At 72.1% G+C, this 23,632-nt stretch carries 23 protein-coding genes and 1 tRNA gene; 17 read left to right on the forward strand and 7 right to left on the reverse strand.

The window, feature by feature from the left end; translation table 11 throughout:
• The first annotated feature begins 22 nt into the window (after window positions 1-22).
• The 4 genes from ACFWJ8_RS01020 to ACFWJ8_RS01035 all read left to right on the forward strand — a co-directional run bounded on the left by ACFWJ8_RS01020 (window position 23) and on the right by ACFWJ8_RS01035 (window position 3,129).
• Complete coding sequence (locus tag ACFWJ8_RS01020; RefSeq protein ID WP_378807876.1) at window positions 23-547, forward strand: DNA polymerase III subunit gamma/tau; 525 nt, start codon at window positions 23-25, stop codon at window positions 545-547.
• On the forward strand, window positions 544-918 hold the full coding sequence (locus tag ACFWJ8_RS01025; protein ID WP_378807878.1) for a bacitracin resistance protein: 375 nt from the start codon (window positions 544-546) through the stop codon (window positions 916-918). Before ACFWJ8_RS01020 ends, ACFWJ8_RS01025 begins: the two co-directional genes overlap by 4 nt.
• 145 nt (window positions 919-1,063) lie before the next feature.
• Window positions 1,064-2,668 carry a phosphoglycerate dehydrogenase gene (gene serA, locus ACFWJ8_RS01030; protein WP_378807880.1) on the forward strand — a complete coding sequence of 535 codons (1,605 nt, stop codon included), beginning with the start codon at window positions 1,064-1,066 and terminating at the stop codon, window positions 2,666-2,668.
• Window positions 2,669-2,844: 176 nt separating this feature from the next.
• The gene (locus ACFWJ8_RS01035; RefSeq protein ID WP_378807883.1) at window positions 2,845-3,129 is read left to right on the forward strand and encodes a hypothetical protein; all 285 of its coding nucleotides are present in this window, start codon (window positions 2,845-2,847) and stop codon (window positions 3,127-3,129) included.
• A gap of 8 nt (window positions 3,130-3,137) precedes the next feature.
• On the opposite strand, the gene ACFWJ8_RS01040 is transcribed toward ACFWJ8_RS01035, so the two are convergent.
• A complete protein-coding gene (locus ACFWJ8_RS01040; protein ID WP_378807885.1) occupies window positions 3,138-3,683 on the reverse strand; it encodes a TetR family transcriptional regulator in 546 nt (181 codons plus the stop codon).
• A gap of 66 nt (window positions 3,684-3,749) precedes the next feature.
• On the opposite strand from ACFWJ8_RS01040, the gene ACFWJ8_RS01045 reads away from it, so the two are divergent.
• The 6 genes from ACFWJ8_RS01045 to ACFWJ8_RS01070 all read left to right on the forward strand — a co-directional run bounded on the left by ACFWJ8_RS01045 (window position 3,750) and on the right by ACFWJ8_RS01070 (window position 10,445).
• On the forward strand, window positions 3,750-5,288 hold the full coding sequence (locus tag ACFWJ8_RS01045; protein WP_378808648.1) for an MFS transporter: 1,539 nt from the start codon (window positions 3,750-3,752) through the stop codon (window positions 5,286-5,288).
• Window positions 5,289-5,295: 7 nt separating this feature from the next.
• The gene (locus ACFWJ8_RS01050; protein WP_378807887.1) at window positions 5,296-6,348 is read left to right on the forward strand and encodes a 3-isopropylmalate dehydrogenase; all 1,053 of its coding nucleotides are present in this window, start codon (window positions 5,296-5,298) and stop codon (window positions 6,346-6,348) included.
• Window positions 6,349-6,384: 36 nt separating this feature from the next.
• Window positions 6,385-7,497 carry a branched-chain amino acid aminotransferase gene (locus ACFWJ8_RS01055; protein ID WP_378807888.1) on the forward strand — a complete coding sequence of 371 codons (1,113 nt, stop codon included), beginning with the start codon at window positions 6,385-6,387 and terminating at the stop codon, window positions 7,495-7,497.
• A 77-nt stretch (window positions 7,498-7,574) separates the two neighbouring features.
• Window positions 7,575-8,342: a fumarylacetoacetate hydrolase family protein gene (locus ACFWJ8_RS01060; RefSeq protein ID WP_378807891.1), complete on the forward strand. Its 768-nt coding sequence runs from the start codon at window positions 7,575-7,577 to the stop codon at window positions 8,340-8,342.
• On the forward strand, window positions 8,339-9,667 hold the full coding sequence (locus ACFWJ8_RS01065) for an MFS transporter (RefSeq protein WP_378807893.1): 1,329 nt from the start codon (window positions 8,339-8,341) through the stop codon (window positions 9,665-9,667). The genes ACFWJ8_RS01060 and ACFWJ8_RS01065 overlap by 4 nt, the downstream gene beginning before the upstream one ends.
• Window positions 9,660-10,445, forward strand: coding sequence for a class I SAM-dependent methyltransferase (locus ACFWJ8_RS01070; protein WP_378807895.1), 786 nt, complete (start codon window positions 9,660-9,662; stop codon window positions 10,443-10,445). Before ACFWJ8_RS01065 ends, ACFWJ8_RS01070 begins: the two co-directional genes overlap by 8 nt.
• An 18-nt stretch (window positions 10,446-10,463) precedes the next feature.
• Here ACFWJ8_RS01070 and ACFWJ8_RS01075 read toward each other — a convergent pair whose 3' ends face one another.
• From ACFWJ8_RS01075 to ACFWJ8_RS01090, 4 genes are all read right to left on the reverse strand, one after another.
• Entirely contained in the window at window positions 10,464-11,717 is a 1,254-nt protein-coding gene (locus tag ACFWJ8_RS01075) for an alanine racemase (protein ID WP_378807898.1), read from the reverse strand.
• A complete protein-coding gene (locus tag ACFWJ8_RS01080; RefSeq protein ID WP_378807901.1) occupies window positions 11,717-12,103 on the reverse strand; it encodes a RidA family protein in 387 nt (128 codons plus the stop codon). Before ACFWJ8_RS01080 ends, ACFWJ8_RS01075 begins: the two co-directional genes overlap by 1 nt.
• Entirely contained in the window at window positions 12,100-13,716 is a 1,617-nt protein-coding gene (locus ACFWJ8_RS01085) for an amidohydrolase family protein (protein ID WP_378807903.1), read from the reverse strand. Before ACFWJ8_RS01085 ends, ACFWJ8_RS01080 begins: the two co-directional genes overlap by 4 nt.
• Before the next feature lie 73 nt (window positions 13,717-13,789).
• Window positions 13,790-14,860 (reverse strand): aminotransferase class V-fold PLP-dependent enzyme, encoded by a 1,071-nt coding sequence (locus tag ACFWJ8_RS01090; protein WP_378807905.1) that lies wholly within the window; start codon window positions 14,858-14,860, stop codon window positions 13,790-13,792.
• 81 nt (window positions 14,861-14,941) lie between these two features.
• Between ACFWJ8_RS01090 and ACFWJ8_RS01095 the strand changes: the two genes are divergently transcribed.
• The 3 genes from ACFWJ8_RS01095 (at window position 14,942) to ACFWJ8_RS01105 (ending at window position 17,608) form a co-directional block, all read left to right on the forward strand.
• On the forward strand, window positions 14,942-15,925 hold the full coding sequence (locus ACFWJ8_RS01095) for a LysR family transcriptional regulator (protein WP_378807907.1): 984 nt from the start codon (window positions 14,942-14,944) through the stop codon (window positions 15,923-15,925).
• Window positions 15,926-15,936: 11 nt separating this feature from the next.
• Window positions 15,937-17,466, forward strand: a complete 1,530-nt coding sequence (gene gltX / locus ACFWJ8_RS01100) for a glutamate--tRNA ligase (RefSeq protein ID WP_378807909.1) — start codon at window positions 15,937-15,939, stop codon at window positions 17,464-17,466.
• 70 nt (window positions 17,467-17,536) lie between these two features.
• Window positions 17,537-17,608, forward strand: a tRNA-Gln gene (locus ACFWJ8_RS01105).
• 100 nt (window positions 17,609-17,708) lie between these two features.
• On the opposite strand, the gene ACFWJ8_RS01110 is transcribed toward ACFWJ8_RS01105, so the two are convergent.
• Complete coding sequence (locus ACFWJ8_RS01110) at window positions 17,709-18,635, reverse strand: aminoglycoside phosphotransferase family protein (RefSeq protein WP_378807911.1); 927 nt, start codon at window positions 18,633-18,635, stop codon at window positions 17,709-17,711.
• Window positions 18,636-18,726: 91 nt separating this feature from the next.
• Here ACFWJ8_RS01110 and ACFWJ8_RS01115 point away from each other — a divergent pair, with 91 nt between their 5' ends.
• The 4 genes from ACFWJ8_RS01115 (at window position 18,727) to ACFWJ8_RS01130 (ending at window position 22,875) form a co-directional block, all read left to right on the forward strand.
• Complete coding sequence (locus ACFWJ8_RS01115) at window positions 18,727-19,506, forward strand: DeoR/GlpR family DNA-binding transcription regulator (RefSeq protein WP_378807913.1); 780 nt, start codon at window positions 18,727-18,729, stop codon at window positions 19,504-19,506.
• The gene (locus tag ACFWJ8_RS01120; protein ID WP_378807915.1) at window positions 19,503-20,444 is read left to right on the forward strand and encodes a 1-phosphofructokinase family hexose kinase; all 942 of its coding nucleotides are present in this window, start codon (window positions 19,503-19,505) and stop codon (window positions 20,442-20,444) included. Before ACFWJ8_RS01115 ends, ACFWJ8_RS01120 begins: the two co-directional genes overlap by 4 nt.
• A 44-nt stretch (window positions 20,445-20,488) precedes the next feature.
• A complete protein-coding gene (locus tag ACFWJ8_RS01125; protein ID WP_378807917.1) occupies window positions 20,489-22,528 on the forward strand; it encodes a fructose-specific PTS transporter subunit EIIC in 2,040 nt (679 codons plus the stop codon).
• 77 nt (window positions 22,529-22,605) lie between these two features.
• On the forward strand, window positions 22,606-22,875 hold the full coding sequence (locus ACFWJ8_RS01130; protein ID WP_378807919.1) for an HPr family phosphocarrier protein: 270 nt from the start codon (window positions 22,606-22,608) through the stop codon (window positions 22,873-22,875).
• A 99-nt stretch (window positions 22,876-22,974) separates the two neighbouring features.
• Here the strand turns inward: ACFWJ8_RS01130 and ACFWJ8_RS01135 are convergent, their stop codons facing one another.
• The gene (locus ACFWJ8_RS01135; protein WP_378807921.1) at window positions 22,975-23,610 is read right to left on the reverse strand and encodes an MBL fold metallo-hydrolase; all 636 of its coding nucleotides are present in this window, start codon (window positions 23,608-23,610) and stop codon (window positions 22,975-22,977) included.
• Window positions 23,611-23,632: the final 22 nt, after the last annotated feature.

Here is a 23,632-nt window from a genome sequence, read left to right on the forward strand (position 1 = left end):
GCGTGTTCGCTACGCTGGGCAGGTGACGAACGGCCGCGACGACGACGCCCTGTCGTGGGACGGCGATGACGATCCCACCCTGGATGTGGGCACGTCCGCCGATCCTGACGACACCCCGCCTGATCCGGCCGACGCCGACGTCGACGCCGCCGCAGGCGCCGAACTCCCCGACGGCTTCACGGCCGTCGGCAAGGGGAGCGAGACGGTGGGCGCCGCTGCGGCTCCGGACATGGCCCGCGCGGACCGGGGACCGATGGGCAACGGCGAGCTCATCGGCGTCGGAGTGCTCGGCGGCGTGTACGCGCTGTTCGCGATCGGCTGGATCATCGGCGGATTGCGGCTGCAGGACTGGCGTCCGTTCCTCGTCAGCGACGCGATGTACCAGGGGAGCCTGTGGCTCGCCGTGCTGGCGCCGGTGCTGTGGTTCGCGACGGTGTTCCTCCTCACGCGGGCGTCGCGCGCGTGGGTGCGGTTCGCATGGCTCGCGGCGGGCGTGGTGCTGCTGGTGCCGTGGCCGTTCGTGCTGATCGGGGCGGTGGGGCAATGACCGACGAACACGTGGATGCCGTCACCCCCGCGCCTGCGCGTCGCTCCGCGCCGACCTGGGCGGTGGCCGCGATCTCGGGCCTCATCGGCCTGTTCTACGCCTACGCGGTGTGGAACGCGATCGGCAACCTCGTCGAGACCATCGGGTTCCTCGGCGACAACGACCTCTCGCTGAACGCGCTCGGATGGTTCGTGTGGATCTTCGCGGCCGTCTTCCCGCTTCTGGTGTGGGCCGGCGCCTTCGCCATCGGCTTCCGCCGCCCCGCGCACGAGCTGTTCCTGGTCATGCTCACGGGCCTGGGCCTCGTCGCGGTCTTCTGGCTCAACGTGGTGGCGTATACGACGCTCAACACGTCGTCGCTGGTGGGCTGAGCGCCCACGGGCGTCACACGGTCAGAGGCGTTCGCGCACCCGCGATAGGCTGGAAGGTGAGGCCTCGCCCCCGACGGCGTGCGGCGCGGCAACGATCCCATCCGAGCAATGCCGCGTGCTCGCGCGCTGTCACCGAAGGAACACCGTGACGAAGCCTGTCGTTCTGATCGCCGAAGAACTCTCTCCCGCCACGATCGACGCCCTGGGTCCCGACTTCGACGTGCGCAACGTCGACGGCACCGACCGGCCCGCGCTGCTGTCGGCCCTGGCCGACGCGAACGCCGTGCTGATCCGCTCGGCGACGAAGATCGATGCCGAGGCGATCGCGGCCGCCCCCGTGCTCAAGGTCGTGGCCCGCGCGGGCGTCGGCCTCGACAACGTCGACATCAAGACGGCGACGACCGCCGGCGTCATGGTCGTCAACGCGCCGACGTCGAACATCATCTCCGCTGCCGAGCTCACGGTCGGCCACATCCTGAGCCTCGCGCGCCGCATCCCCGCCGCACATGCGTCGCTGTCGGGCGGCGCGTGGAAGCGCAGCTCTTACACCGGCACCGAGCTGTTCGAGAAGACGGTCGGCATCATCGGCCTCGGCCGCATCGGTGCGCTCATCGCCGCTCGCCTGCAGGCGTTCGACATGCGCGTCGTGGCGTACGACCCGTACGTCACGAGCGCTCGTGCGCAGCAGCTCGGCGTCCAGCTGCTGAGCCTGGACGAGCTGCTCGAGCAGAGCGACTTCGTCACGATCCACATGCCGAAGACGCCCGAGACCACCGGCATGATCAGCACCGAGCAGTTCGCGCGCATGAAGCGCACCGCCTATGTGGTCAACGTCGCCCGCGGCGGCCTGATCGACGAGGCGGCGCTGCACGCCGCGCTCACCGCGGGCGAGATCGCCGGCGCCGGCCTCGATGTCTTCACCTCGGAGCCCCCGGCCGAGGGGGGCACCGCCGCGGCGCTGCTCAGCCTTCCGAACGTCGTCGTGACGCCGCACCTCGGCGCCTCGACCGAGGAGGCGCAGGAGAAGGCGGGCGTGTCGGTCGCCAAGTCGGTGCGCCTCGCCCTCGGCGGCGAGCTCGTGCCCGACGCCGTCAACGTCGCGGGCGGCATCATCGACCCGTACGTGCGTCCCGGCATCCCGCTCGTCGAGAAGCTCGGCCAGATCTTCGCCGCGCTGGCGCACTCGCCGCTCACGAGCCTCGACGTCGAGGTGCACGGCGAGCTGCAGGCGTACGACGTCAGCGTCCTCAAGCTCGCGGCCCTCAAGGGCGTCTTCACCAACATCGTGAGCGAGACGGTGTCCTACGTGAACGCACCGCTGCTCGCCGAGCAGCGCGGCGTCGACGTGCGCCTGCTCGTCGACGACGACAGCCCCGAGTACCGCAACGTCATCACGCTGAGCGGCGCCCTGTCGGACGGCTCGCAGCTGTCGGTCTCGGGCACGCTCACCGGCACCAAGCAGGTCGAGAAGCTCGTCGCCATCAACGGCTATGCGATCGAGCTGCCCATCGAGACGAACCACGTCGTGATGCTGTACACCGACCGTCCTGGCATCGTCGCGGTGTACGGTCAGCGCTTCGGCGAGGCGGGTATCAACATCGCCGGCATGCAGATCGCGCGTCAGACCGCCGGAGGCCAGGCGCTGTCGGTGCTCACCGTCGACTCGCCGGTGCCAGACGAGCTGCTCGACGAGGTGCGCGCGGCGATCGACGCCGACCTCTTCCGCCAGATCGAGATCACCGAGTCCTGATCGGCGTGTGGATGCCTCGCCCCTGAGCCGCTCGTCGGCCCGGGGCGAGGCATCCGTCGTCTGCGGACACGGGCGCGAGTATGCGGTGAGTATCCGCAGAACCCGGTTCGATATCGTCGGTCCTCAACCTGGACTCGTCCACCTCTCCGGGGTGGCGGAGATCAGGAGGTACGGCCATGGACGCACGAGGCTGGACGGGTGCGATGGTGCTCGCCGGGATGATGCTGGGGCTCGCGGCGTGTCAGGCGCCAGGTCAAGAATCGGCCGAGCCGCTGCCGGCGGTCGTGCTGCCGGCTGCCGGCACGGTGATGATGCTGCGGCCGGCGTGGGCAGAGAACATGGCGCCGGATCGCATCGAGGAGGCCCTGCAGCGCGGGGCGGCGACGTCGGACGGCGCGTGCGACTGGGTCGCGGTGATCCTCAGCACGAACCTGATGCGCCAGGTCTGCCGCACCTGGTGATCCTCAGGTCAGTCGCGCACGGTGCGTTCCACGAGCGCCACGAGCGCGTCGAGGGCGGCGCCGTCGGGAACGACCGTGAGCGGGGCGTCGCCGCCGAGCGCGTTGTTGAAGTAGAGGCCGTCGCTGACGAGCATGACGAGGTCGAGTGCTGCGGCGTCGCGCGTGTGCGGTCGCAGCGCGTCCTCCCACCGGGAGCGCATCTCGTGAAGCGCCGCGATCGCCGCGGCGTTGCCCGACTGCGCCAGGCGTGACGCGGCGATGATCGCGCGGTCGAGGGGCTCGTCGTCCATGACCGACGAGCGCAGGAAGTAGGCGACCGGGCCCTCGGGTGCCGCGGCGATGGCGGCGAGGTCGGCATCGACGAGCTCCGACAGGCGCGCGATGAGCCCCGCCTCCATGGCCTCCTTGGTGCCGAAGTGGTACAGCAGGCCGCCCTTGGAGACGCCTGCGGCGCGGGCCGCGGCATCCATCGTCGCGGCGCGTTCGCCGTCCTCGATGAGGATCCGCTCGAACGCGTCCAGCACCTTCTCTCGGGCGAGGGGAGGGCGGCTCATGGCCTCGATGCTATCGACAGCGGGTGCGGCATCCTGATACTATACCGGCTGGACGGTATAGAAATGATGACTCTCACTCAAGAACTCTCGCTCGCCGACGCCCAGGGCCGGAAGGTCGGCTGGCGCGGCTGGGCTGCGCTCGTCGTGCTCATGCTGCCGGTGCTGCTGGTCTCGGTCGACAACACGGTGCTGAGCTTCGCGCTCCCCGAGATCGCGCTCGACCTGGAGCCGTCGAGCACGCAGCAGCTGTGGATCATCGACGCCTATCCGCTGGTGCTCGCGGGCCTGCTCGTCACCATGGGCACGCTCGGCGACCGGTTCGGGCGCCGCCGCATGCTGCTCATCGGCGCGACCGGATTCGCAGCCGTTTCTGTGCTCGCCGCGTTCGCGCCCACCGCCGCGCTGCTGATCGCCGCGCGCGCCGGCATGGGCGTGTTCGGCGCCATGCTGATGCCGTCGACCCTCTCGTTGCTGCGCAGCATCTTCACCGACCGCGACCAGCGCCGCCTCGCGATCGCCGTGTGGGCGGCCATGTTCTCGGCCGGTGCCGCCCTCGGTCCCATCGTCGGCGGCATCCTGCTCGAGCACTTCTCGTGGGGCTCGGTGTTCCTGCTCTCGGTGCCCGTGCTCATCCCGCTGCTGATCCTCGCGCCGCTCCTCGTGCCCGAGAGCCGCGACCCGAACCCCGGTCGTATCGACCCGCTCAGCATCGCGCTGTCGATGGCGACGATGATCCCGATCGTCTACGGCATCAAGGAGCTCGCCGCGCACGGTCTCGGCGTGAGCGCCTGGCTGCCGATGCTGCTGGGTCTCGGATTCGGCGTGCTGTTCGTGCGCCGCCAGCTGCGGGCCGCGAACCCGATGCTCGACATGCGCCTGTTCGGCCTCGGCACCTTCACGGGCGCCCTGCTCGTCAACCTGCTGAGCGTCATCGCGCTCGTCGGCTTCCTGTTCTTCGTGGCGCAGCACCTGCAGCTCATCGTGGGGCTCACGCCGCTGCAGGCGGGCCTCGCCCTGGTTCCCGGTCTCGTCATGATGATCGTGTCGGGTCTGGCCGTCGTGCCGATCTCGAAGAAGTGGCCCGCTCGCGTGGTCATCCCGGTCGCTCTGGTGTTCTCGGTGGCGGGGTACGTCACCGTGGCGTTCGCGACCGGCCCGGAGAGCGTCGCGGCCCTCGTGGCGGCCTTCGTGTCGCTCGGCATCGGCATCGGCGCGGCCGAGACGGTGTCGAACGAACTGGTGCTCGCGAGCGCCCCGCCGGCGAAGGCGGGGGCGGCCAGCGCCGTGTCCGAGACCGCGTACGAACTGGGCGCCGTGCTCGGCACGACCGTGCTCGGCGGCATCCTCACCGCGCTGTACCGCTCGAACCTCGTGGTCCCCCCGGGAGTCCCGGATGCCGCGGCCGACGCCGCCGCCGAGACGCTCGCCGGCGCGGTGCACGCCGCCGACGGCATCGGGGGAGACACCGGTGCCGCGCTGTTCGACGCCGCTGCCTCCGCGTTCGATGCGGGGGTGACCGTGACGGCGCTCATCGGCGCCGCCCTCGTCGTGATCGCCGGGGTCATCGCGGCCACTACCCTGGGAGAGTCCCGCCAGAAGTCGTAGGAGCCCCATGTCTCGTGTCGTGAAGCTGGCCGTCATCCCGGGTGACGGCATCGGTCCGGAGGTCATCGCCGAGGCGGAGAAGGTGCTGGATGCCGCGACATCCGGCAGCGACGTCCGGTTCGACAGGACGCGGTTCTCACTCGGCGCCGGGCGCTTCCTCGAGACCGGCGAGACGCTCACGGACGCCGATCTCGACGCGATCCGCTCGCACGACGCGATCCTGCTCGGTGCGGTCGGCGGCGTCCCCGGCGATCCGCGCCTGAAGAACGCCAACATCGAGCGCGGCCTGCTGCTGAAGCTGCGCTTCGAGCTCGACCACTACGTCAACCTGCGTCCGTCGAAGCTCTACCCCGGCGTGCCCGGCCCCCTGGCTGCGCCCGGCGACATCGACTTCGTCGTGGTGCGTGAGGGAACCGAGGGGCCGTACGTCGGCAACGGCGGATCGATCCGCACGGGCACGCCGCACGAGGTCGCCAACGAGACGTCGGTCAACACGGCGTTCGGCGTCGAGCGCGTGGTGCGCTACGCGTTCGACCTGGCCGAGCGCCGCAGCAAGAAGCTCACGCTCGTGCACAAGACGAACGTGCTCGTGCACGCGGGCGGCATCTGGAAGCGCCTCGTCGACGAGGTGGCGCTGGAGCACCCCGACGTCGCCGTAGACTATGTCCACGTCGACGCGGCCACCATCTATCTGGTCACGAACCCGGGCCGATTCGACGTGATCGTCACCGACAACCTCTTCGGCGACATCCTCACGGACCTGGCCGGCGCCGTCACCGGTGGCATCGGCCTCGCCGCCTCGGGCAACATCAACCCCGACGGCGCGTCCCCCTCGATGTTCGAGCCCGTGCACGGTTCGGCGCCCGACATCGCAGGCCAGCAGAAGGCCGACCCCACGGCCGCGATCCTCTCCGTCTCGCTGCTGCTCGACCACCTCGGGCTGCACGACGAGGCCCAGCGCGTCACGACCGCCGTCGAGGAGGACATCGCCACCCGCGGTGAGGCCGCCCGAACGACGACCGAGATCGGCGACGCCATCGCCGCCCGCCTCTCGGCTTAACCTGTATACGTCGCCGCACCGACGGAGGATGCACCCATGACCACCGAACTCCACCTTCAGGCGCCCTCGGCCTCGGGCCTCGTCTGGAACGTCCTGCCCGACGCCGAGCCCACGCCCGACGCCGAGCGCGAGGCGATCCTCGCCGACCCGGGCTTCGGCCAGCACTTCACCGACCACATGGTCGACATCTGCTGGTCCGAGAAGGGTGGCTGGCATCGCCCCCGCGTCCAGCCGTACGGGCCGATCCCGCTCGACCCGGCTGCCGCGGTGCTGCACTACTCGCAGGAGATCTTCGAGGGACTCAAGGCCTACCGGCACGCCGACGGCACGATCTGGACGTTCCGCCCCGACCGCAACGCCGCCCGGCTGCAGCGCTCGGCGCGCCGCCTCGCGCTGCCGGAGCTGCCCGCCGAGTACTTCCTCGAGTCCCTGCGCGAACTCGTCGCCGTCGATGGGGCATGGGTGCCGACGGCTCCCGAGACGAGCCTGTACCTGCGGCCGTTCATGTTCGCGAAGGAGGCCTTCCTGGGCGTCCGCGCGGCGAAGAAGGTCGCGTACTACCTGATCGCCAGCCCCGCCGGCGCGTACTTCACGGGTGGCGTGCAGCCGGTCAACATCGCGCTGTCGACCCGCTACGCGCGCGCCGGGCACGGCGGCACGGGCGCGGCGAAGACGGGTGGCAACTACGCGTCGAGTCTGCTGCCGCAGGCCGAGGCGTACGAGAAGGGCTGCCAGCAGGTGCTCTTCCTCGACGGCGAGTACATCGAAGAGCTCGGCGGCATGAACCTGGTGCTCGTCACGAACGACGGCCGGCTCATCACGCCGGAGTCGGAGTCGATCCTCGAGGGCATCACGCTGGCGTCGATCCTGCAGCTTGCGAAGGACCGCGGCCTCACCGTCGAGCAGCGCAAGGTGTCGATCGACGAGTGGCGTGAAGGCGCCGCCGACGGCACCATCATCGGCGCCTTCGCGTGCGGCACCGCGGCCGTCGTGGTGCCGATCGGCAAGCTCGTCGCAGAGGACTACGAGATCGTCCACGAGGGAGAGGCCTCGTCCGAGCTCGCCCTGTCGCTGCGCGAGGAGCTCACCGGCATCCAGTACGGCCGCGTCGCCGACCGCCACGGCTGGATGGTCCGTCTCGACGGCTGACCAATCGCCTGACGAAGCCCCCGCGGGTCGTGCCCGCGGGGGCTTCGCGCGTCCGAGGGGGCGGCTAGGGTGAGTGCGTGAGGATCGCGCGCTTCAGCCACAACGACGCCATCAGATACGGGATCGTCGACGAGGGCGAGCTGGTCGTCCTCGCGGGCGACCCGATGTTCGCCGGGTACGACACGACGGGTGAGCGTGTGCCGCTGGCCGACGTGGCTCTGCTCGCACCGGTGATCCCGCGGTCGAAGGTCGTCGCCGTCGGCCGCAACTACCGCGATCACGCGGCAGAGCTCGGCAACGACGTCCCCACGGCTCCGATGCTGTTCTTCAAGCCGAACACGTCTGTCGTCGGCCCCGGTGACGCGGTCGTGCTGCCGGCAGGCTCCGACTTCATCAGCTTCGAGGGTGAGCTTGCGGCGGTGATCGGCCGCATCGCCAAGAACGTTCCTGCAGAGCGCGCGCTGGAGTACGTGTTCGGCTACACGATCGCCAACGACCTCACCGCGCGCGACTGGCAGAAGTCGGACGGGCAGTGGGCGCGCGCCAAGGGCTTCGACACCTCGTGCCCGCTCGGGCCCGCGATCGAGACCGAGTTCGACCCTGCCGGCGACGCCGTGATCACGACGCGGCTGAACGGCGAGGTGCGCCAGCAGGGACCGATCAGCGACATGATCTTCTCGCTCGCCGACGTCATCGCGTTCGCATCCGCCGCGTTCACGCTGCTTCCCGGCGACGTCATCCTCACGGGCACGCCTGCCGGCGTGGGGCAGATCGTCGCGGGTGACACCGTCGAGGTCGAGATCACCGGGCTCGGCACGCTGCGCAACAGTGCTCGAGACGCGTGAGCTCGGAGCCTGGCATCGGTGAGGCCGGGCGCGCGTCGCCCGAGCTCTCCCTCGCCCCGACCGCCGACGAGGTCGCCCGCGTCCAGCGGCGCACCGTCTGGGTGCTCTCGCTCGGCCAGGTGCTGGGTGGGCTGGCCTTCGGTGCCACGCTGTCGCTCGGTGCGGTGCTGGCGGCGGAGCTGTCGGGCAACGACTCTCTGTCGGGTCTGGCGGCGGCATCCATCACTCTCGGTACGGCGCTGACGGCCGTGCCGCTCGCGGCGATCGCCCGTCGCCGCGGGCGCAGGCTCTCGCTCACCACGGGCATGGCGGTGGCGCTGGCCGGCGCCGGGCTCGTGATCCTCGCGGTCGCCCTGCAGGTTTTCGCGCTGCTGCTCGTCGGATTCGCGATCGTCGGCGCGGGGCAGGCGGCGAACCTGCAGTCGCGCTTCGCCGCGGCGGACCTGGCGACGGATGCCTCCCGCGGACGCGACCTGTCGATCGTGGTGTGGGCGACCACCATCGGCGCGGTGCTCGGGCCGAACCTCGTGGGGCCGGGGGAGGTGCTGGGCGACGCGCTCGGCATGCCGCCCCTGACCGGACCGTACCTCTTCACGATCGTCGCCCAGGCGCTCGCGATCCTGCTGTACGCGTTCCTCATGCGCCCGGACCCGCTGCTGCTCGCGCAGCGGGTCACCGCGACCGCGCCGGCCGCGGGCCGGGCGATCGCTCGCGCCGACCGGCCCGTGGCAGCGCGCTACGCGATCTTCGCGGTAGCGGCCGCGCACGGCACGATGGTGTCGATCATGGCGATGACGCCCGTGCACCTCACGCATCTCACGCACGCCGAGTCCGACACCGCGACACTGTCGATCATCGGCCTGACGATCAGTCTTCACATCGCCGGCATGTACGCGCTGTCACCGGTCTTCGGCATCCTCTCCGACCGCGTCGGGCGGGTGCCGACGATCCTCGTCGGGCAGGCCCTGCTCGCCGCCGCGCTGCTCACCGCGTCGTTCGGGCAGGACTCGACGGCCGCGGTCACGGTCGCGCTCGTGCTGCTCGGCCTCGGCTGGAGCGCGTCGACCGTGGCCGGCGCGACGCTCCTCGTCGAGTCGTCGTCCGAAGAGCTGCGCACGAAGCGCCAGGGCATCAGCGACTTCACGATGAGCATCGTGGGCGGGGCCGGCGCCATCGCCGCGGGCGCGGTGCTCGGCTGGATCGGCTACGGCGGGCTCGCGCTCGTCGTGATGGCGCTGGTGGCGGCCTCGGTCCTCATGGCACCGCTGGGCTGGCGTGCGTCGCGGCGTCCGGCCGCGGCGGGCGGTGCGCGAGCCGATGGCTGACTGGTCGGACGTCGGCGAGGCGTACGCGGCGTCGTTCGCGGCGCTGTGTGCGGGCGCGGTCGGCGCGGTGCTCGACGAGGCCGCTGCCCGCACGGAGGGCCGCGTGCTGCTGGACGTCGGCACGGGGCCAGGCACGGTGGCCGCGGCCGCCATGGCGCGGGGCTGGAACGCGGCCGGCGTCGACGCGGAGGAGTCCATGCTCGCCACCGCGCGCCGACTGCATCCCGGTGTGCCGTTCGGCCGGGGCACGCTGCCGCAGCTCGGCATCGAGGACGACACGGCGGATGCCGTCACCGCGAACTTCGTGCTGAACCATGTGCCCGACGCTCGAGTGTCGGCGGGCGAGCTCGCGCGTGTCGCGAAGCCGGACGGCGTGGTCGTGGCGACGATCTGGCACGGCGTGACCAGTCCGCTCCGGCCGATGTGGGACGCCATGCTCGACGCGGTGGGCCTCGACCGCCCGGCGGACAAGACGTTGCCGGCGGAGAAGGACTTCGGCCGCGACGCGGACGGCGTCGCGGAGATGTTCCGCGACGGGGGTCTCGTCGACGTGCGTGCGCGGATCGTCGCGTGGGACTACGCATTCGACCCGCAAGAGCTGTGGAACGGGGTCGAAGGCGGGGTCGCCACGGTGGGCGGGATCTACCGTGCGCAGGATGCCGCCATGCGGGCGCGCATGACCGACGCCTACGACCGCATCACCCGCGCGCAGGCCGGGGTGGACGGACGGGTGACCGTGCCCCACCGTGCGGTGCTGGTGTCGGGGCGCCCGGCCTGACAGCCGAGACCCCAGCCGTCAGAATCGGGTCTCGACCAGGTCGGTGACCGTCGCCGTGGCCGGGTCGAACGTCCCGTCGTCGAGCGAGTCCACGACCGGGACGAGCCGCCACTTGTCGAACATCGTGCAGGGATGCGACAGCCCGAGCACGACGGCGTCTCCGATCGTGAGCGCGGTGCCGTCGGCGACGCGCAGGAACCCGTGCTGATCGTTCAGCTTGGTCAGCTCGGCGCCGGGGAGCGGCATCCGCTCTCCTGCGGAGGTGAGCGCATACAAGGGGACCGGCAGGCCCTCGTCGTACGGGAAGTCGCGCTTGCCCGCGTCGATCAGCGCGAGCCCGGGCTCGGGCCGGGACACGACCCGCGCGATGCCGCGCGCGGCCGGTCGCAGACCGGCGCCTTCGAACGGCGAGTTCTGCCGGTAGTACCCGTGGTCATGCACGATGTAGGCGCCCGAGCGCAGCACGAAGCGCGCGGAGTCGCCCCCCTGGACGGCCGCGGCGAAAGCGGTTCCGACGACATCGGGGTAGGCGCTGCCGCCGGCGGTCACGAGCACGTCGCCGCCGTCGTAGAGCGGGGCGAACGCCTCGTGCGCGGCGAGGATCTCATCGACGAACGTGCGGGCCGCGTGGAGCCCTTCGGGCCCGCGTCCGTGCGCGACCGCTCCTTCGTATCCGGCGACGCCCGCGAGGCGCACGGCGGACGAGTCGGCGATCCGCTCGGCGAGCGCGAGGGCCCCCGCGGCGGAGCGGACGCCGGTGCGCCCGCCCGGTCGGCCGAGGTCGACGAGCACGTCGAGCGGGCGATCGGGCGACGCGCCCAAGGCGCGCTCGATGACCTCGACCGCGGCAGCGTCGTCGATCCAGCTCCAGATGCGGGTGCCGGCCGCTGCGGCGTCGGCCGCCCACCGGATCGCCTCGGGCTGCGCCAGTTGGTTCGCGAGCATGACGGCGGGGATGCCGGCATCCACGGCGACCCGCAGCTGCCACGGCGTGGCCACGGTGATGCCGGTGGCGCCGGCGTCCAGCTGCTGTCGCCACAGCTGCGGGGCCATCGTGGTCTTGCCGTGCGGCATGAGCTCGAGGCCGCGCGCGGCGACCCAGCCGGCGAGGAAGGCGATGTTGTCGTCGAGCGCGCCCTGGTCGAGGACGAGCAGCGGGGTCCACAGCTGTGCGAGCCGGGGGGCGCGCGAGAGGAACTCCGCGACGCTGAGGCCGGCGGCGTCCGCCGGCAGTCCCTTGTCGTCCGCGCCGAGGACGCGCTCGACCGGCATCATGCCTCCGGCAGGACCGCGACGACGTCGATCTCGACGAGGATGTCGTAGAGGTCGGAGCCGACGGTGGTGCGGACCGGGTACGGCTCGACGAAGAACTCGCCGTACGCGCGGTTGTACTCGGCGAAGTCGCGCTTGAGGTGCTGCAGGTGCGCCGTCACCTTCACGACGTCGTCGAACGAGGCGCCCTTGGCCTCCAGGACGCTGCGGACGTTGCGCAGCACCTGCTGCGTCTGCTCGTACACGCCGCCGGGCACGACCTCGCCGGTGGCGGGGTCCTGCGGGCCGAAGCCCGCCGTGAAGAGCAAGCCGGCCGCGGCGACGCCGTGGCTGTACGGGCCGGCAGGCTTCGGGGCGTTCTGGATCATGACGGCTTCCTTGGTCATGGGGTTCCTTTCGTGGAGGTGGTCGAAGCGGGCGGACGGCGCAGTCCGCGCCCGGCGAGCGCGCCGGTGAGGGCACCGTCGCGGAGAACCTGGGTGCCGTTGACGAAGACGTCGTCGATGCCGCGCGCGAGGGCGCGCGGGTCGTCGTAGGTCGCGGTGTCGACCGCGGTCACCGGGTCGACGATCGCGAGGTCGGCGGCGGCTCCCGGCACGACGGCACCGCGGTCGGCGAGGCCGAAGCGCTCCGCTGTGCGCGAGGCGAGGTGCACGGCGGCGCCCTCCCACTCGAACGAGCGCCCGACGTACGTGCCCAGGAAACGTGCGAACGATCCGGCGGCACGCGGGTGCGGCACGGCGCCGACGAAGATGCCGTCCGACCCGCCGGTGTGCGCGTCATGTGCGAACAGCCGGGCGAGGTTCTCGACGGGACGCTCGTCGCGCACGGCCATCACGGCGTTGACCTCGAGGCGGCCCGCGACGAGCAGATCGAGCGTGGCATCGACCACGTCTGTGCCGCGCTCGTCGGCGATCTCCGCGAGCGTGAGCCCGGGTGCCCACGCCCAGTCCGCGGCCGGCGTGTGGCCGATGCGGATCATCGCGGGCCACTCCGGTCCGAGGCTCGGCTTGTCTGCCACGCCCGGGAACCACGTGTCGCGCAGCCGCGCTCGCTCGGCGGGGTCGGAGAGGCGCGTGACGGCGGTGTCGACGTCGAGCGCGCTGTACTCGGGCGGCAGCACGGCCATCGACACCAGCGTGCACCCTCGCGTGTACGGGTACATGTCGAAGGAGAGATCCGCGCCGGATGCCGCGGCCTCTGCGAGCAGCCGATCGGCGTCGGCCGCGTCGACGTGCAGATGCGACACGTGCCCGCGGACGCCCGGGTGCACGTCGCCGCCCGTGCAGATCGCGACCACCTCGTGGAGCCCCGCTGCCGTGTTCGTCTCGTACCCGCCGCGCATGTGGGTCACGTAGAGCCCGCCCGCCTCGGAGAGGGGTGCGCACAGCGCCGTGAGCTCCTCGCGGTCGGCGAAGATCCCGGGCACGTAGTCGAGCCCGGTCGACAGCCCGAGGGCCCCGGCCTCGAGCCCTTCGGCGACGAGGCGCTGCATCTCGGCCAGCTGGACGGCATCCGCGCGGCCGGTGCGCATGCCCATCACGTGGTGTCGCACCGTGCCGGCCGGCACCAGGAACCCGACATTGAGCGGGGTCGCCTCGTCGTACGACGCCAGGAGCTCCGCCACGCCGCCGCCCGCGTACGTCGGGTGGGGGCCGTTGATCGCGGCGAAGTAGCGGGATGCCCACACGCCGTCGCCGGGGGCGTAGGACACGCCGTCCTGTCCGCCGATGACGGTCGTGATGCCCTGTCGCAGCAGCGCCAGCTGGACACCGGCGTCGAAGACCCGTCCGTCGACGTGCGCGTGGGCGTCGATGAAGCCGGGCATCACGAAACGGCCGCGGCAGTCGATGACATGGTCGCCGGGCAGCGTCGCGACGTCGCCGACGGCAGCGATCCGTCCCCCCGTGATCTCGACGTCCGCAGCATGCCGCGGGCCGCCCGTTCCGTCGATCACGATGCCGCCGCGCAGCACCGTGCGGTCGGGGTGGGGGGTCATGAGGCCTCCGTCGGGGCGAGGGCCGGCTGACCCGCGTGTGCAGTCTACGCAGTGCGGCGAGGCCGCCGACGGCTCAGCGGCCGAGCGCCGCGAGCGCCAGGTCGACGTCGTCCGCGTCGTTGAAGACGTGGAACGCGACGCGCGCGCGTCCTGCCCGGCCGGATGCGGTGAGGCCCGCGGCGGTGAGCCGGGCGAGGTCGCAGCCTCCGGGGTCGTTCCAGGTGACGATCGCCGACGCCCGTTCGGGGACGGGCAGACCGAGACCCGCGCGGAACGCCGCGGCGAGCCCTGTCGCGTGCGCGTGCAGGTCTGCGGGGTCGATGGCGGCGAACAGCTCCAGCGCGGGCGCGGCGCCGACGAACGCCTGCCACGCGGGCGAGACGTCGAACCGCCGTGCGTCGGTGGCGAGTTCGACCTCCCCGCCGTAGCACGACGACCACGGGTCGTCGCCGGCGTACCAGCCGGCGTGGATCGGCGTCATGCGGGAGGCGAGGCGCTCCGACAATGCGAGGAACGCGACGCCGCGCGGTGCGCACAGCCACTTGTACGCGTGGCAGACGACGGCGTCGAAGTCGGATGCCGCGACGGGAAGCCAGCCGACGGCCTGCGTCGCGTCGCACAGGGTGAGGGCGCCGTGCCGGGCCGAGGCGGCGACGATGGCCGCGGCATCCGCCACTTCGCCGGTGGCCGACTGCACGATCGAGAAGGCCACGAGCGCGGTGTCGGCCGACACGGCCGAGGCCAGCTCGGGCAGCGGAGCGGTGCGGACCCGGATGCCGCGCCCGGCGTGCACGAACGGGAGCACCATCGACGAGAACTCGCCCTCGGGCACGAGCACTTCCGCACCGTCGGGGAGCGATGCCGCGATGAGGCCCGCAGCGACCGACGTCTGCGAGCCGATCGCGACCCGCTCGGCGCCGACGCCGACAAGGGCGCCGAACAGTGCGCGCGAGCGCTCCACCGCCGCGCAGTAGGAGGCGAGATCGACGCGCCCCGCGGCGGCGGCGTCGAGGTCGGCCACGACCGCGTCCCGCGTGGCGCGGCTGGGCAGGCCCGCGGTGCACGCCGCGAGGTAGTCGCGCCCGCCGGGGAACGCGCGCTGTGCGGCGCGGATCGCGGGGGAGGAGACGGCCAGGGCGGACATGCCACCAGCCTGGACGCAACGATTGCTCACGTCTACGGCAGGTATTCCATGAAACCCATAACGAATGCTTATGCTCGGAGCATGACGGACGTGTTCGACGACGACCCCGGGTTCGACGCGCGGGAGCTGCGGCTCGTGAAAGCGGTGGCCGACGCCGGCTCGATCACGGGTGCGGCGCTGGAGCTCGGCTACAGCCAGCCCGCCGTCAGCCAGCAGCTCAAGCGCCTCGAGCAGCGGCTGGGCATCGCGATCGTCGAGCGCGTGGGTCGCAGCGTCCGCCTCACCGACGCAGGCCGCATCCTCGCGCGGCACGCACCCGCCGTGACGACGGCGCTGGATGCCGCGGCCGGCGAGCTCGCCGAGCTGCAGGGACTCCGCGCCGCGCGCGTGCGGCTCATGGCCTTCCCGTCGGCTTCGCCGACGGTCGTGCCGCGGCTGCTGGCGGACCTCGCGGTGCGGCATCCCGGGATCTCGCTCACGTACGTCGAGGCCGAGCCGCCCGAAGCGGTCGAGGCGGTGCGCGAGGACCGCACCGACATCGCGCTGACCTTCAGCTACCCGGGGGACCGCGACGACCCGCACGGGACCAGTGCGCGCGGGCTCGACGTGCGCTCGATCGGCGTCGACGAGATGCTCGCGGTGCTGCCCGCAGGGCACCCGGGTGCCGGTGCGGCGTCCGTCGAGGTCGCGTCGCTCGCCGACGACTCCTGGATCGCGGGGTGCCCCCGCTGCCGCGGACACCTGCTGGAGCTGTGCGGCCGCGCCGGGTTCGCCCCCCGCATCGCGTTCGAGACCGACAACTTCGTCGCCGTCGAGGGCCTCGTCGCGCAGGGGATCGGCGTCGCGACACTGCCGCGCATGGCCGTCGAGTCGTTCCCGCAGCTGCCGGGCCTGGCGATCGTGCCGCTGCCGGCGGGGGAGCGGCGCACGATCCACACCGTCACCGCGCGCGGCGCCGACCGCGTCCCCGCGGTGCGGGCCACGCTCACGGCCCTGGCGCGGCTCGTGGCCGGACCCACGTCGGGCGCCACGGCCGGCCCCGGCGGCGAGGCATCCGCGAACTAGAATCGACGGTGATGTCCTCTTCGCCTGATCCCCGCACCACGACCGCCACCGGCGCCGACGTCCGCGTCCGGTTCTGCCCTTCGCCGACCGGCCTCCCGCACGTCGGACTCATCCGCACGGTGCTGTTCAACTGGGCCTACGCCCGCCACAACGGCGGCAAGCTCGTGTTCCGCATCGAAGACACCGATGCGGCACGCGACAGCGAGGAGAGCTACCAGCAGCTCCTCGATGCGCTGCGCTGGCTCAAGATCGACTGGGACGAGGGCGTCGAGGTGGGCGGCCCGCACGCTCCGTACCGCCAGTCGCAGCGCCACGACATCTACCGCGACGTGCTCGACAAGCTCATCGCGGCCGGCGCCGTGTACGAGAGCTACTCGACGGCCGAAGAGATCGACGCGCGCAACGAGGCCAACGGCCGTGCCAAGCAGCTCGGCTACGACAACTTCGACCGCCACCTCACCGACGAGCAGAAGGCCGCGTTCCGTGCCGAGGGTCGCGAGCCTGCGTGGCGCCTGCGCGTGCCCGACGAGGACCTCACCTATGTCGACCTGATCCGCGGCGAGGTCACGTTCCCCGCCGGGTCGTTCCCCGACTTCGTGCTCGTCCGCGCGGGCGGCGTTCCGCTGTACCCGTTCGTGAACCCCGTCGACGACGCGCTCATGGGCATCACGCACGTGATCCGCGGCGAGGACCTCATGCCGTCGACCGCGCGTCAGCTCGCCCTCTACGGAGCGCTGGTGGATGCCGGCGTCACGACGTTCGTCCCGCGCTTCGCCCACATGCCGCTCGTGCTGGGCGAAGAGGGCAACAAGAAGCTCTCCAAGCGCGACCCGAAGGCCGACCTGTTCCTGCAGCGAGACAAGGGCTTCATCCACGAGGGCCTGCTCAACTACCTCGCGCTGCTCGGCTGGTCGATCGGTCCCGACCGCGACGTGTTCTCGCTCGAGGAGCTCGTGGCGGCGTTCGACATCGTCGACGTGAACCCCAACCCGGCCCGGTTCGACCAGAAGAAGGCCGAGTCGATCAACGGCGACCACATCCGGATGCTGCAGCCTGAGGACTTCGCGGCGCGCCTCGTGCCCTACCTGGCGGCCGCCGGCGTCGTGGCCGAGCCGCCGACGCCCGCGCAGCAGGCGACGCTCGCCGCGGCCGCGCCGCTCGTGCAGGAGCGCATGCAGCTGCTCGGCGACGCGCCGGGTCTGCTGGGATTCCTGTTCGCGGACGACGTGTCGTACCAGGACGACGCGCTCGCGTCGCTCCCCGCCAACGCGAACGAGGTGCTGGTGGCGTCGGTGGGCGCGCTCGAACTCGTGCCCGACACGGACTTCTCGGCCGCCGCGGTGCAGGACGCCCTCGCCGGCGCCCTCATCACCCCCGTCGAGGAGGGCGGCCTCGGTCTCAAGCCCCGCGTCGCCTACGGCCCGCTCCGCGTCGCGCTGAGCGGCCGCCGCGTGTCGCCGCCGCTGTTCGAGTCCATGGAGCTGCTCGGCAAGCCCGAGTCGATCCGCCGCCTCGGGGCGCTGGTCGACGCGCGCGGGTAGCGGCTCGGTTTGGAGCACGTGCCGCGGTGACGTAGACTCATTCCTCGGCACCGCTTCGGCGGAAACGCCTTGGGGTATGGTGTAATTGGCAACACGGCTGATTCTGGTTCAGTTGTTCTTGGTTCGAGTCCAGGTACCCCAGCAAGATGAAACCCCCGTTTGAACGGGGGTTTTCTTGTTCCTCCGAGGGCCGCGACCCGGCTCGCGTGCCGGTCCCGCCTGGGATCGGACGGTGGATGCCGTCACGCCTCGCCGTCGGCGAGCACCTGCGTGACGGCATCCCTTCCGAGCTCGAAGTAGTCGGGGTTGTCGTCGCTGTGGACGAGGAACATGAGGGCGACGGCAGCCGCCCAGGCGTGGGCGCGGCGCCACGTCGCGGGGTCGTAGCGCCCGCCGGTCGCGGCGACGAAGCGTCGGCGTGCCGGGGCGTCGAACGCGAGCCATGCCACGCCGAGGTCGTAGGCCGGGTCGCCGGCGGTCACGTCGCCGAAGTCGATGACGCCCGCGAGAGCGCCCTCCCGTGAGACGAGGTTGCCGGGGTGCAGATCGCCGTGGATCCACACCGGCGTTCGGCTCCACTCCGGCGTGGCGACGCCGGCGCGCCACACGGCGGCCAGCCGCTCGGCCGTCGCGTCGTCGAGCGTCCGGGTCTCGCGCAGCAGGGCGAGCCGCTCGGCGAATCCAGCGTCGCGCGTCGCGAGCGGGTGGCCGCGCACCGGGTTGACGGGGAAGTCCGCCGGAGCATCGGTGTGCAGGGCGACCAGTGCTGCGGCGAGCGGCGCCGCCCAGCCGCCGCGATCGACGCGCGGGACGTCCATTGCACGCTCTCCCTCGATCCACGGGACGATCGACCACGCCCAGGGGTAGACGCCCGCCGGAACGCCGCACACCACCGGCTCGGGGACGGACAGACCGAGGGGGGCCAGGCGGCGGGCGATCTCCGGCAGTACGCGCTGCTCGTTGAGGACGAGGGGCGCGGCCATCTCGCGTCGGGGGAGCCGCACGGCATACGCGTCGCCGAGTCGCCAGATCTCGCTGTCCCAGCCTTCCGCGACCTTGTGCAACGGCAGGGTCGCGGCGTTCGGGATGCGCGCTCCTGCCTGGGCGAGGACGAGCCCACGCACGAGGTCGGCGTCGATGGGGAACTCCGCGGCGGGCTTGTCGGGCATCGTTCGAACCTACTCCGTCCGACTCCTGCGCTCTCTTGTGTTTGTGTTGGAACATGTTGTAATGTGTGGGAATCCACGGAAGGACCCGCAGATGTACGCAACGGAGCGCCACGAGCAGATCGAGCTCCTGCTGGCCGCACAGGGACGCGTCAGCGTCGTCGAGCTGGCCGACCGCTTCGACGTCACGACCGAGACCGTCCGCCGCGACCTCGACCACCTGGAGTCGGTGGGTGCCCTGCGGCGCGTGCACGGCGGCGCCGTCGGGCGCGAACGCGCCAGCACCCGCGAGCCGTCGCTGGCCGAGCGGCTGGAGCATCACGGCGGCGCGAAGGCGGCCATCGGCGCCCGGGCGCTCGACGTGCTGGGCGATGACTTCAGCGGGTCCCTCTTCCTCGACGCGGGCACCACGACGGCGGCGGTGGCGGCAGCCCTCGCGCCGCGGCTGGCGGCGGAGCGCATCGAGGTGGTGACGCACTCGCTGACCCTGGGCCATGCGCTGGCGGCGGTCCCGGGGGCGTCCCTGTCGCTCATCGGCGGTCGCGTGCGCGGCCTCACCGCTGCCGCCGTCGGCGCCGATACGGTGCGGGCGATCGGCGCGCTGCGCCCCGACGTGGCATTCGTCGGCACCAACGGACTGTCCGCCGCATTCGGACTGAGCACCCCCGACCCGGACGAGGCCGCCGTCAAGCGGGCGATCGTCGCGTCGGCCCGCCGCGTCGTCGTGGTCGCCGACGCCGACAAGTTCGGCCTCGAGCTGCTCGTCGGCTTCGCGCCTCTCGAGGCGATCGACGTGCTCGTCACCGACACCGCTCCCGATGCCGAACTCGCGTCCGCGCTCGCCGACGCCGATGTGGAGGTCTGGCTCTCATGATCGTCACGCTCACCGCCAACCCGTCCCTCGATCGGACCGTGATGCTGCCCGCGCCGCTGCAGGTCGGCGAGGTGCAGGGCGCGCAGTCCGCGCGCGAGGATGCCGGTGGCAAGGGCATCAACGTCGCGCGGGCGATCGTCGCCGCCGGCGAGCCGTGCGTCGCCGTGCTGCCGCTCGCCGTCGACGACCCGTTCGACACAGCGCTGCGGGGGAGCGGCCTCGACGCGCATCGCGTGCCGGTCGCCGGTCACGTGCGCGCCAACCTCGCCGTGACCGACCCCGCAGGAATCACCACGAAGCTCAACCTGCCGGGGGCACGCCTGTCGCCCGACGAGATCTCGGCCGTCGTGGACGCGACCGTCGCGGCTTCGGCCGGCGCGCGCTGGCTGGTGCTGGCGGGGTCGCTCCCGCCGGGTGTTCCGGACGACTTCTACGTTCGGGTGATCGGCGCCGTGCGCGCCGTGCACGCGGAGAAGGCGCCTCTCATCGCCGTCGACACCTCGGGTCCGGCGCTGGCAGCCGTCGTCGCGCACGGGCGTCCGGACCTCATCAAGCCGAACGACGAGGAGCTCGGCGAGCTGGTCGGCACTCCGCTCGACGGCGCCGATGCGCACACGGCCCTCGACGTCGCGCGTGCGCTCGTGCCCGATCGCGTCGGTGCGGCGCTGGTCACTCTCGGTGCGCGTGGCGCACTGCTGGTCGCCGCCGACGGCGCCTGGGCCGCCGTCCCGCCGCCCATCCGCGTCGTCAGCACGGTCGGCGCCGGCGACAGCTCCCTCGCCGGCTACGTGCTGGGCGAGGCCCGGGGGGACGGCCCCGACGAGCGGCTGCGACGGGCCGTCCGGTACGGGGCGGCCGCGGCATCCCTTCCCGGCACACAGGCACCGGCGCCCGCCGACCTGCCCCACGGCGACGTACCCGTCACCCGTCTCGCCTGAATTCCCACCCGCCCGAATCACCCCTACGAAAATCGGAGGTCGTCATGGCCGACACCATCACCCCGGGCCTCGTGAGCCTGGACACCGCCCTCGGCGCCGACAAGTCCGCCGTCATCCGCTCCCTCGCCGAGCGCGTCGTCGCACAGGGACGCGCGACCGACGCCGAGGCGCTCTACGCCGACGCGTGGGCCCGCGAGCAGAAGGACGAGACCGGGCTTCCCGGCGGGATCGCGATCCCGCACGCGAAGAGCGCCGCCGTCACGACGCCGTCGCTGGCCTTCGCGCGCCTGGATCCGGGCGTCGACTTCGGCGCGACGGACGGCGCCGCCGACCTCGTGTTCCTGATCGCGGCGCCCGCCGACGCCGCCGAGGCGCACCTCGCGGTGCTGTCGAAGCTCGCCCGCAGCCTCATGCAGGAGGACTTCACGGCCGGCCTGCGCGCCGCCTCGTCGGACGACGAGGTGGTCGCGATCGTGCGCGCGGCCATCGGCGAGGCGGATGCCGCGTCCATGCCCGCAGCCGCCACGCCCGCAGCCGCCACGCCCGCCGCCGCGGCACCGGTGCCGGGTGCGCCTGGCATCGACGGCCGCCCCGCGCGCATCGTCGCCGTGACCGCGTGCGCCACGGGCATCGCGCACACCTTCATGGCGGCCGACGCGCTGACGGCGGCCGGCAAGAAGGCCGGCGTCGACCTCGTCGTGGAGCCGCAGGGCTCCAGCGGCTACCAGGCGCTGCCCCGCGAGGTGATCGACGCCGCCGACGCGGTGATCTTCGCGACCGACGTCGATGTGCGCGAGCCGCAGCGCTTCGCCGGCAAGCCGGTGGTCCGCTCGGGTGTGAAGCGCGGGATCGAGCAGCCCGCGCAGCTCATCGCCGAGGCCCTCGCGGCGGCCGAGGACCCGTCGGCCACCCGTGTCGGCGGCGAGGCGGCGGCCGCGGCATCCACGTCGTCCGAGACGCTGTCGTGGGGCGCCCGCATCCAGCGGATCCTCCTCACCGGCGTGAGCTACATGATCCCGTTCGTCGCCGGCGGCGGTCTGCTGATCGCGCTCGGCTTCCTTCTCGGCGGGTACGACGTCAACAAGGACGCCGCAACGGTCATCGTCGAGAATGCGCTGTGGGATCTGCCCGCCGGCGGATTGGGGCAGTACCTCGGCTCGGTCGCCTTCATGATCGGCGCGACGTCGATGGGCTTCCTCGTCTCGGCGCTCGCCGGCTACATCGCGTTCGCGATCGCCGATCGGCCCGGCATCGCGCCCGGGTTCGTGGCCGGCGCGGTCGCGGTGCTGATGAACGCCGGGTTCATCGGAGGCATCATCGGAGGTCTGCTGGCCGGTGTCGTCGCATGGTGGATCGGCACGTGGCGGGCGCCTCGCTGGCTGCGCGGCCTGATGCCCGTCGTCATCATCCCCCTGCTGGCGTCGATCGTCGCGTCCGGTCTCATGATCCTCTTCCTCGGGCGCCCCATCGCGACGCTGATGGAGGGGCTGAACTCGTGGCTCACCGATCTCGCCGCTACCGACGCGATCATCTTCGTGGGCGTGATCCTCGGTCTCATGATGTGCTTCGACCTGGGTGGTCCGGTCAACAAGGTCGCCTATGCGTTCGCGGTCGCCGGCCTCGGCGCGGGTTCGGCCGAGAACCCGACGCCGTACCTCATCATGGCCGCAGTGATGTGCGCCGGCATGGTGCCGCCGCTCGCGATGGCCCTCGCCTCGACCGTGCTGGCCCGCGACCTCTTCCCGCCGATCGAGCGCGAGAACGGCAAGGCCGCGTGGCTGCTGGGCGCCGCGTTCATCAGCGAGGGGGCCATCCCGTTCGCTGCCGCCGACCCGCTGCGGGTCATCCCCGCGTCGATGCTCGGCGGCGCCGTCACCGGGGCGCTTTCGATGGCGTTCGGCGTGCAGTCGCTCGCCCCGCACGGCGGCATCTTCGTCTTCTTCGCGATCGACCCGATCTGGGGCTTCGTCATCGCCCTCGCCGCGGGCACGGTGGTGGCGGCGCTCGCCGTCATCGGACTCAAGCGCTGGGTCGGTCGCAAGGAGCTCGAGCAGGCCGAATCCGGCGTACCCGTGGCGGCCTGACCCGGTCGTCCGACAGAATCGGATCGTCGACGCGCCCACTTCCGTTCCGGGCGGGTCGGACCAGACAGGAGAGAACCATGGCAGAACGTCAGGCCACCATCGCGAGCAGCTCGGGGCTGCACGCGCGCCCCGCGAAGCTGTTCGTGCAGGCCGTCCAGTCCCAGCCCGTCCCCGTGACCATCGCGGTCGAGGGCGGCGCCGACCTCAACGCCGGCAGCATCCTGTCGCTGATGGGGCTCGGCGCGTCGCAGGGCACGGTCGTGACGCTCAAGGCCGACGGCGAGGGCGCCGAGAAGGCGCTCGACGAGCTCGTCGCGCTGCTGGAGACCGATCTCGACGCACAGTAGGCAGGCTCTCATCCGGCTCCGGCGGGATGAGTCGAAGACGAGACGACGGATGCCGCGGGTCGAAGCCGCCGCAGCATCCGTCGTCTCGTGCGTTCCGGGTCAGATGTCGACCGAATCGCCCGGATCGAGGACGACGAGCTCGCCGCCGTCCTGCTGGGCGGCCCAGCCCAGGCGGCCGCGTCCCATGTCGCGCCCGGCGACCGACAGCGTGAGGTCGTGCGTGCCGAAGACCTGACGCGGTGCGACGGCCAGGACGAAGTCCATGGCCTCGCCGATCTTGAGCCACGGGGCGCCGACGGGTGCGGCGAGCAGCTTCACCGGGCGTCCGGGCTCGGCGTACGAGTCGCCGGGGTAGTAGAAGTCGTCGTTCACGAGCACGCCGACGTTGTCGACGACCGGGATCGTCCGGTGGATCACGGCGTGCGTGCCGCCGAAGAACTCCAGGCGGAACGGCTCGATCTCGACCACGTCACCCGGGTGGACGACGGTGACGTCGAATCCGGCGGCGGCCTTCGCGACCCCCTCGGGGCCGTAGATCGGCGTGTCGGGGAACTGCTCGAGGATGCGGTCGAGGTGGTCGGCCGTCCAGTGGTCGGCGTGCTCGTGCGTGATGACGACGGCGACGACGCCCTCCAGGTCTCCCAGCGGCGCGGTGAACGAACCGGGGTCGATGACGATGGTCCGGCCGCTGTCGGACAGGGTGAGCGTCGCGTGCTCGAACTTGGTGACTCGCATGCGTCGAGTCAATCGCTCCGGG

The sequence above is a fragment of the Microbacterium sp. NPDC058389 genome, from assembly GCF_042722305.1.
Taxonomy (GTDB): domain Bacteria; phylum Actinomycetota; class Actinomycetes; order Actinomycetales; family Microbacteriaceae; genus Microbacterium.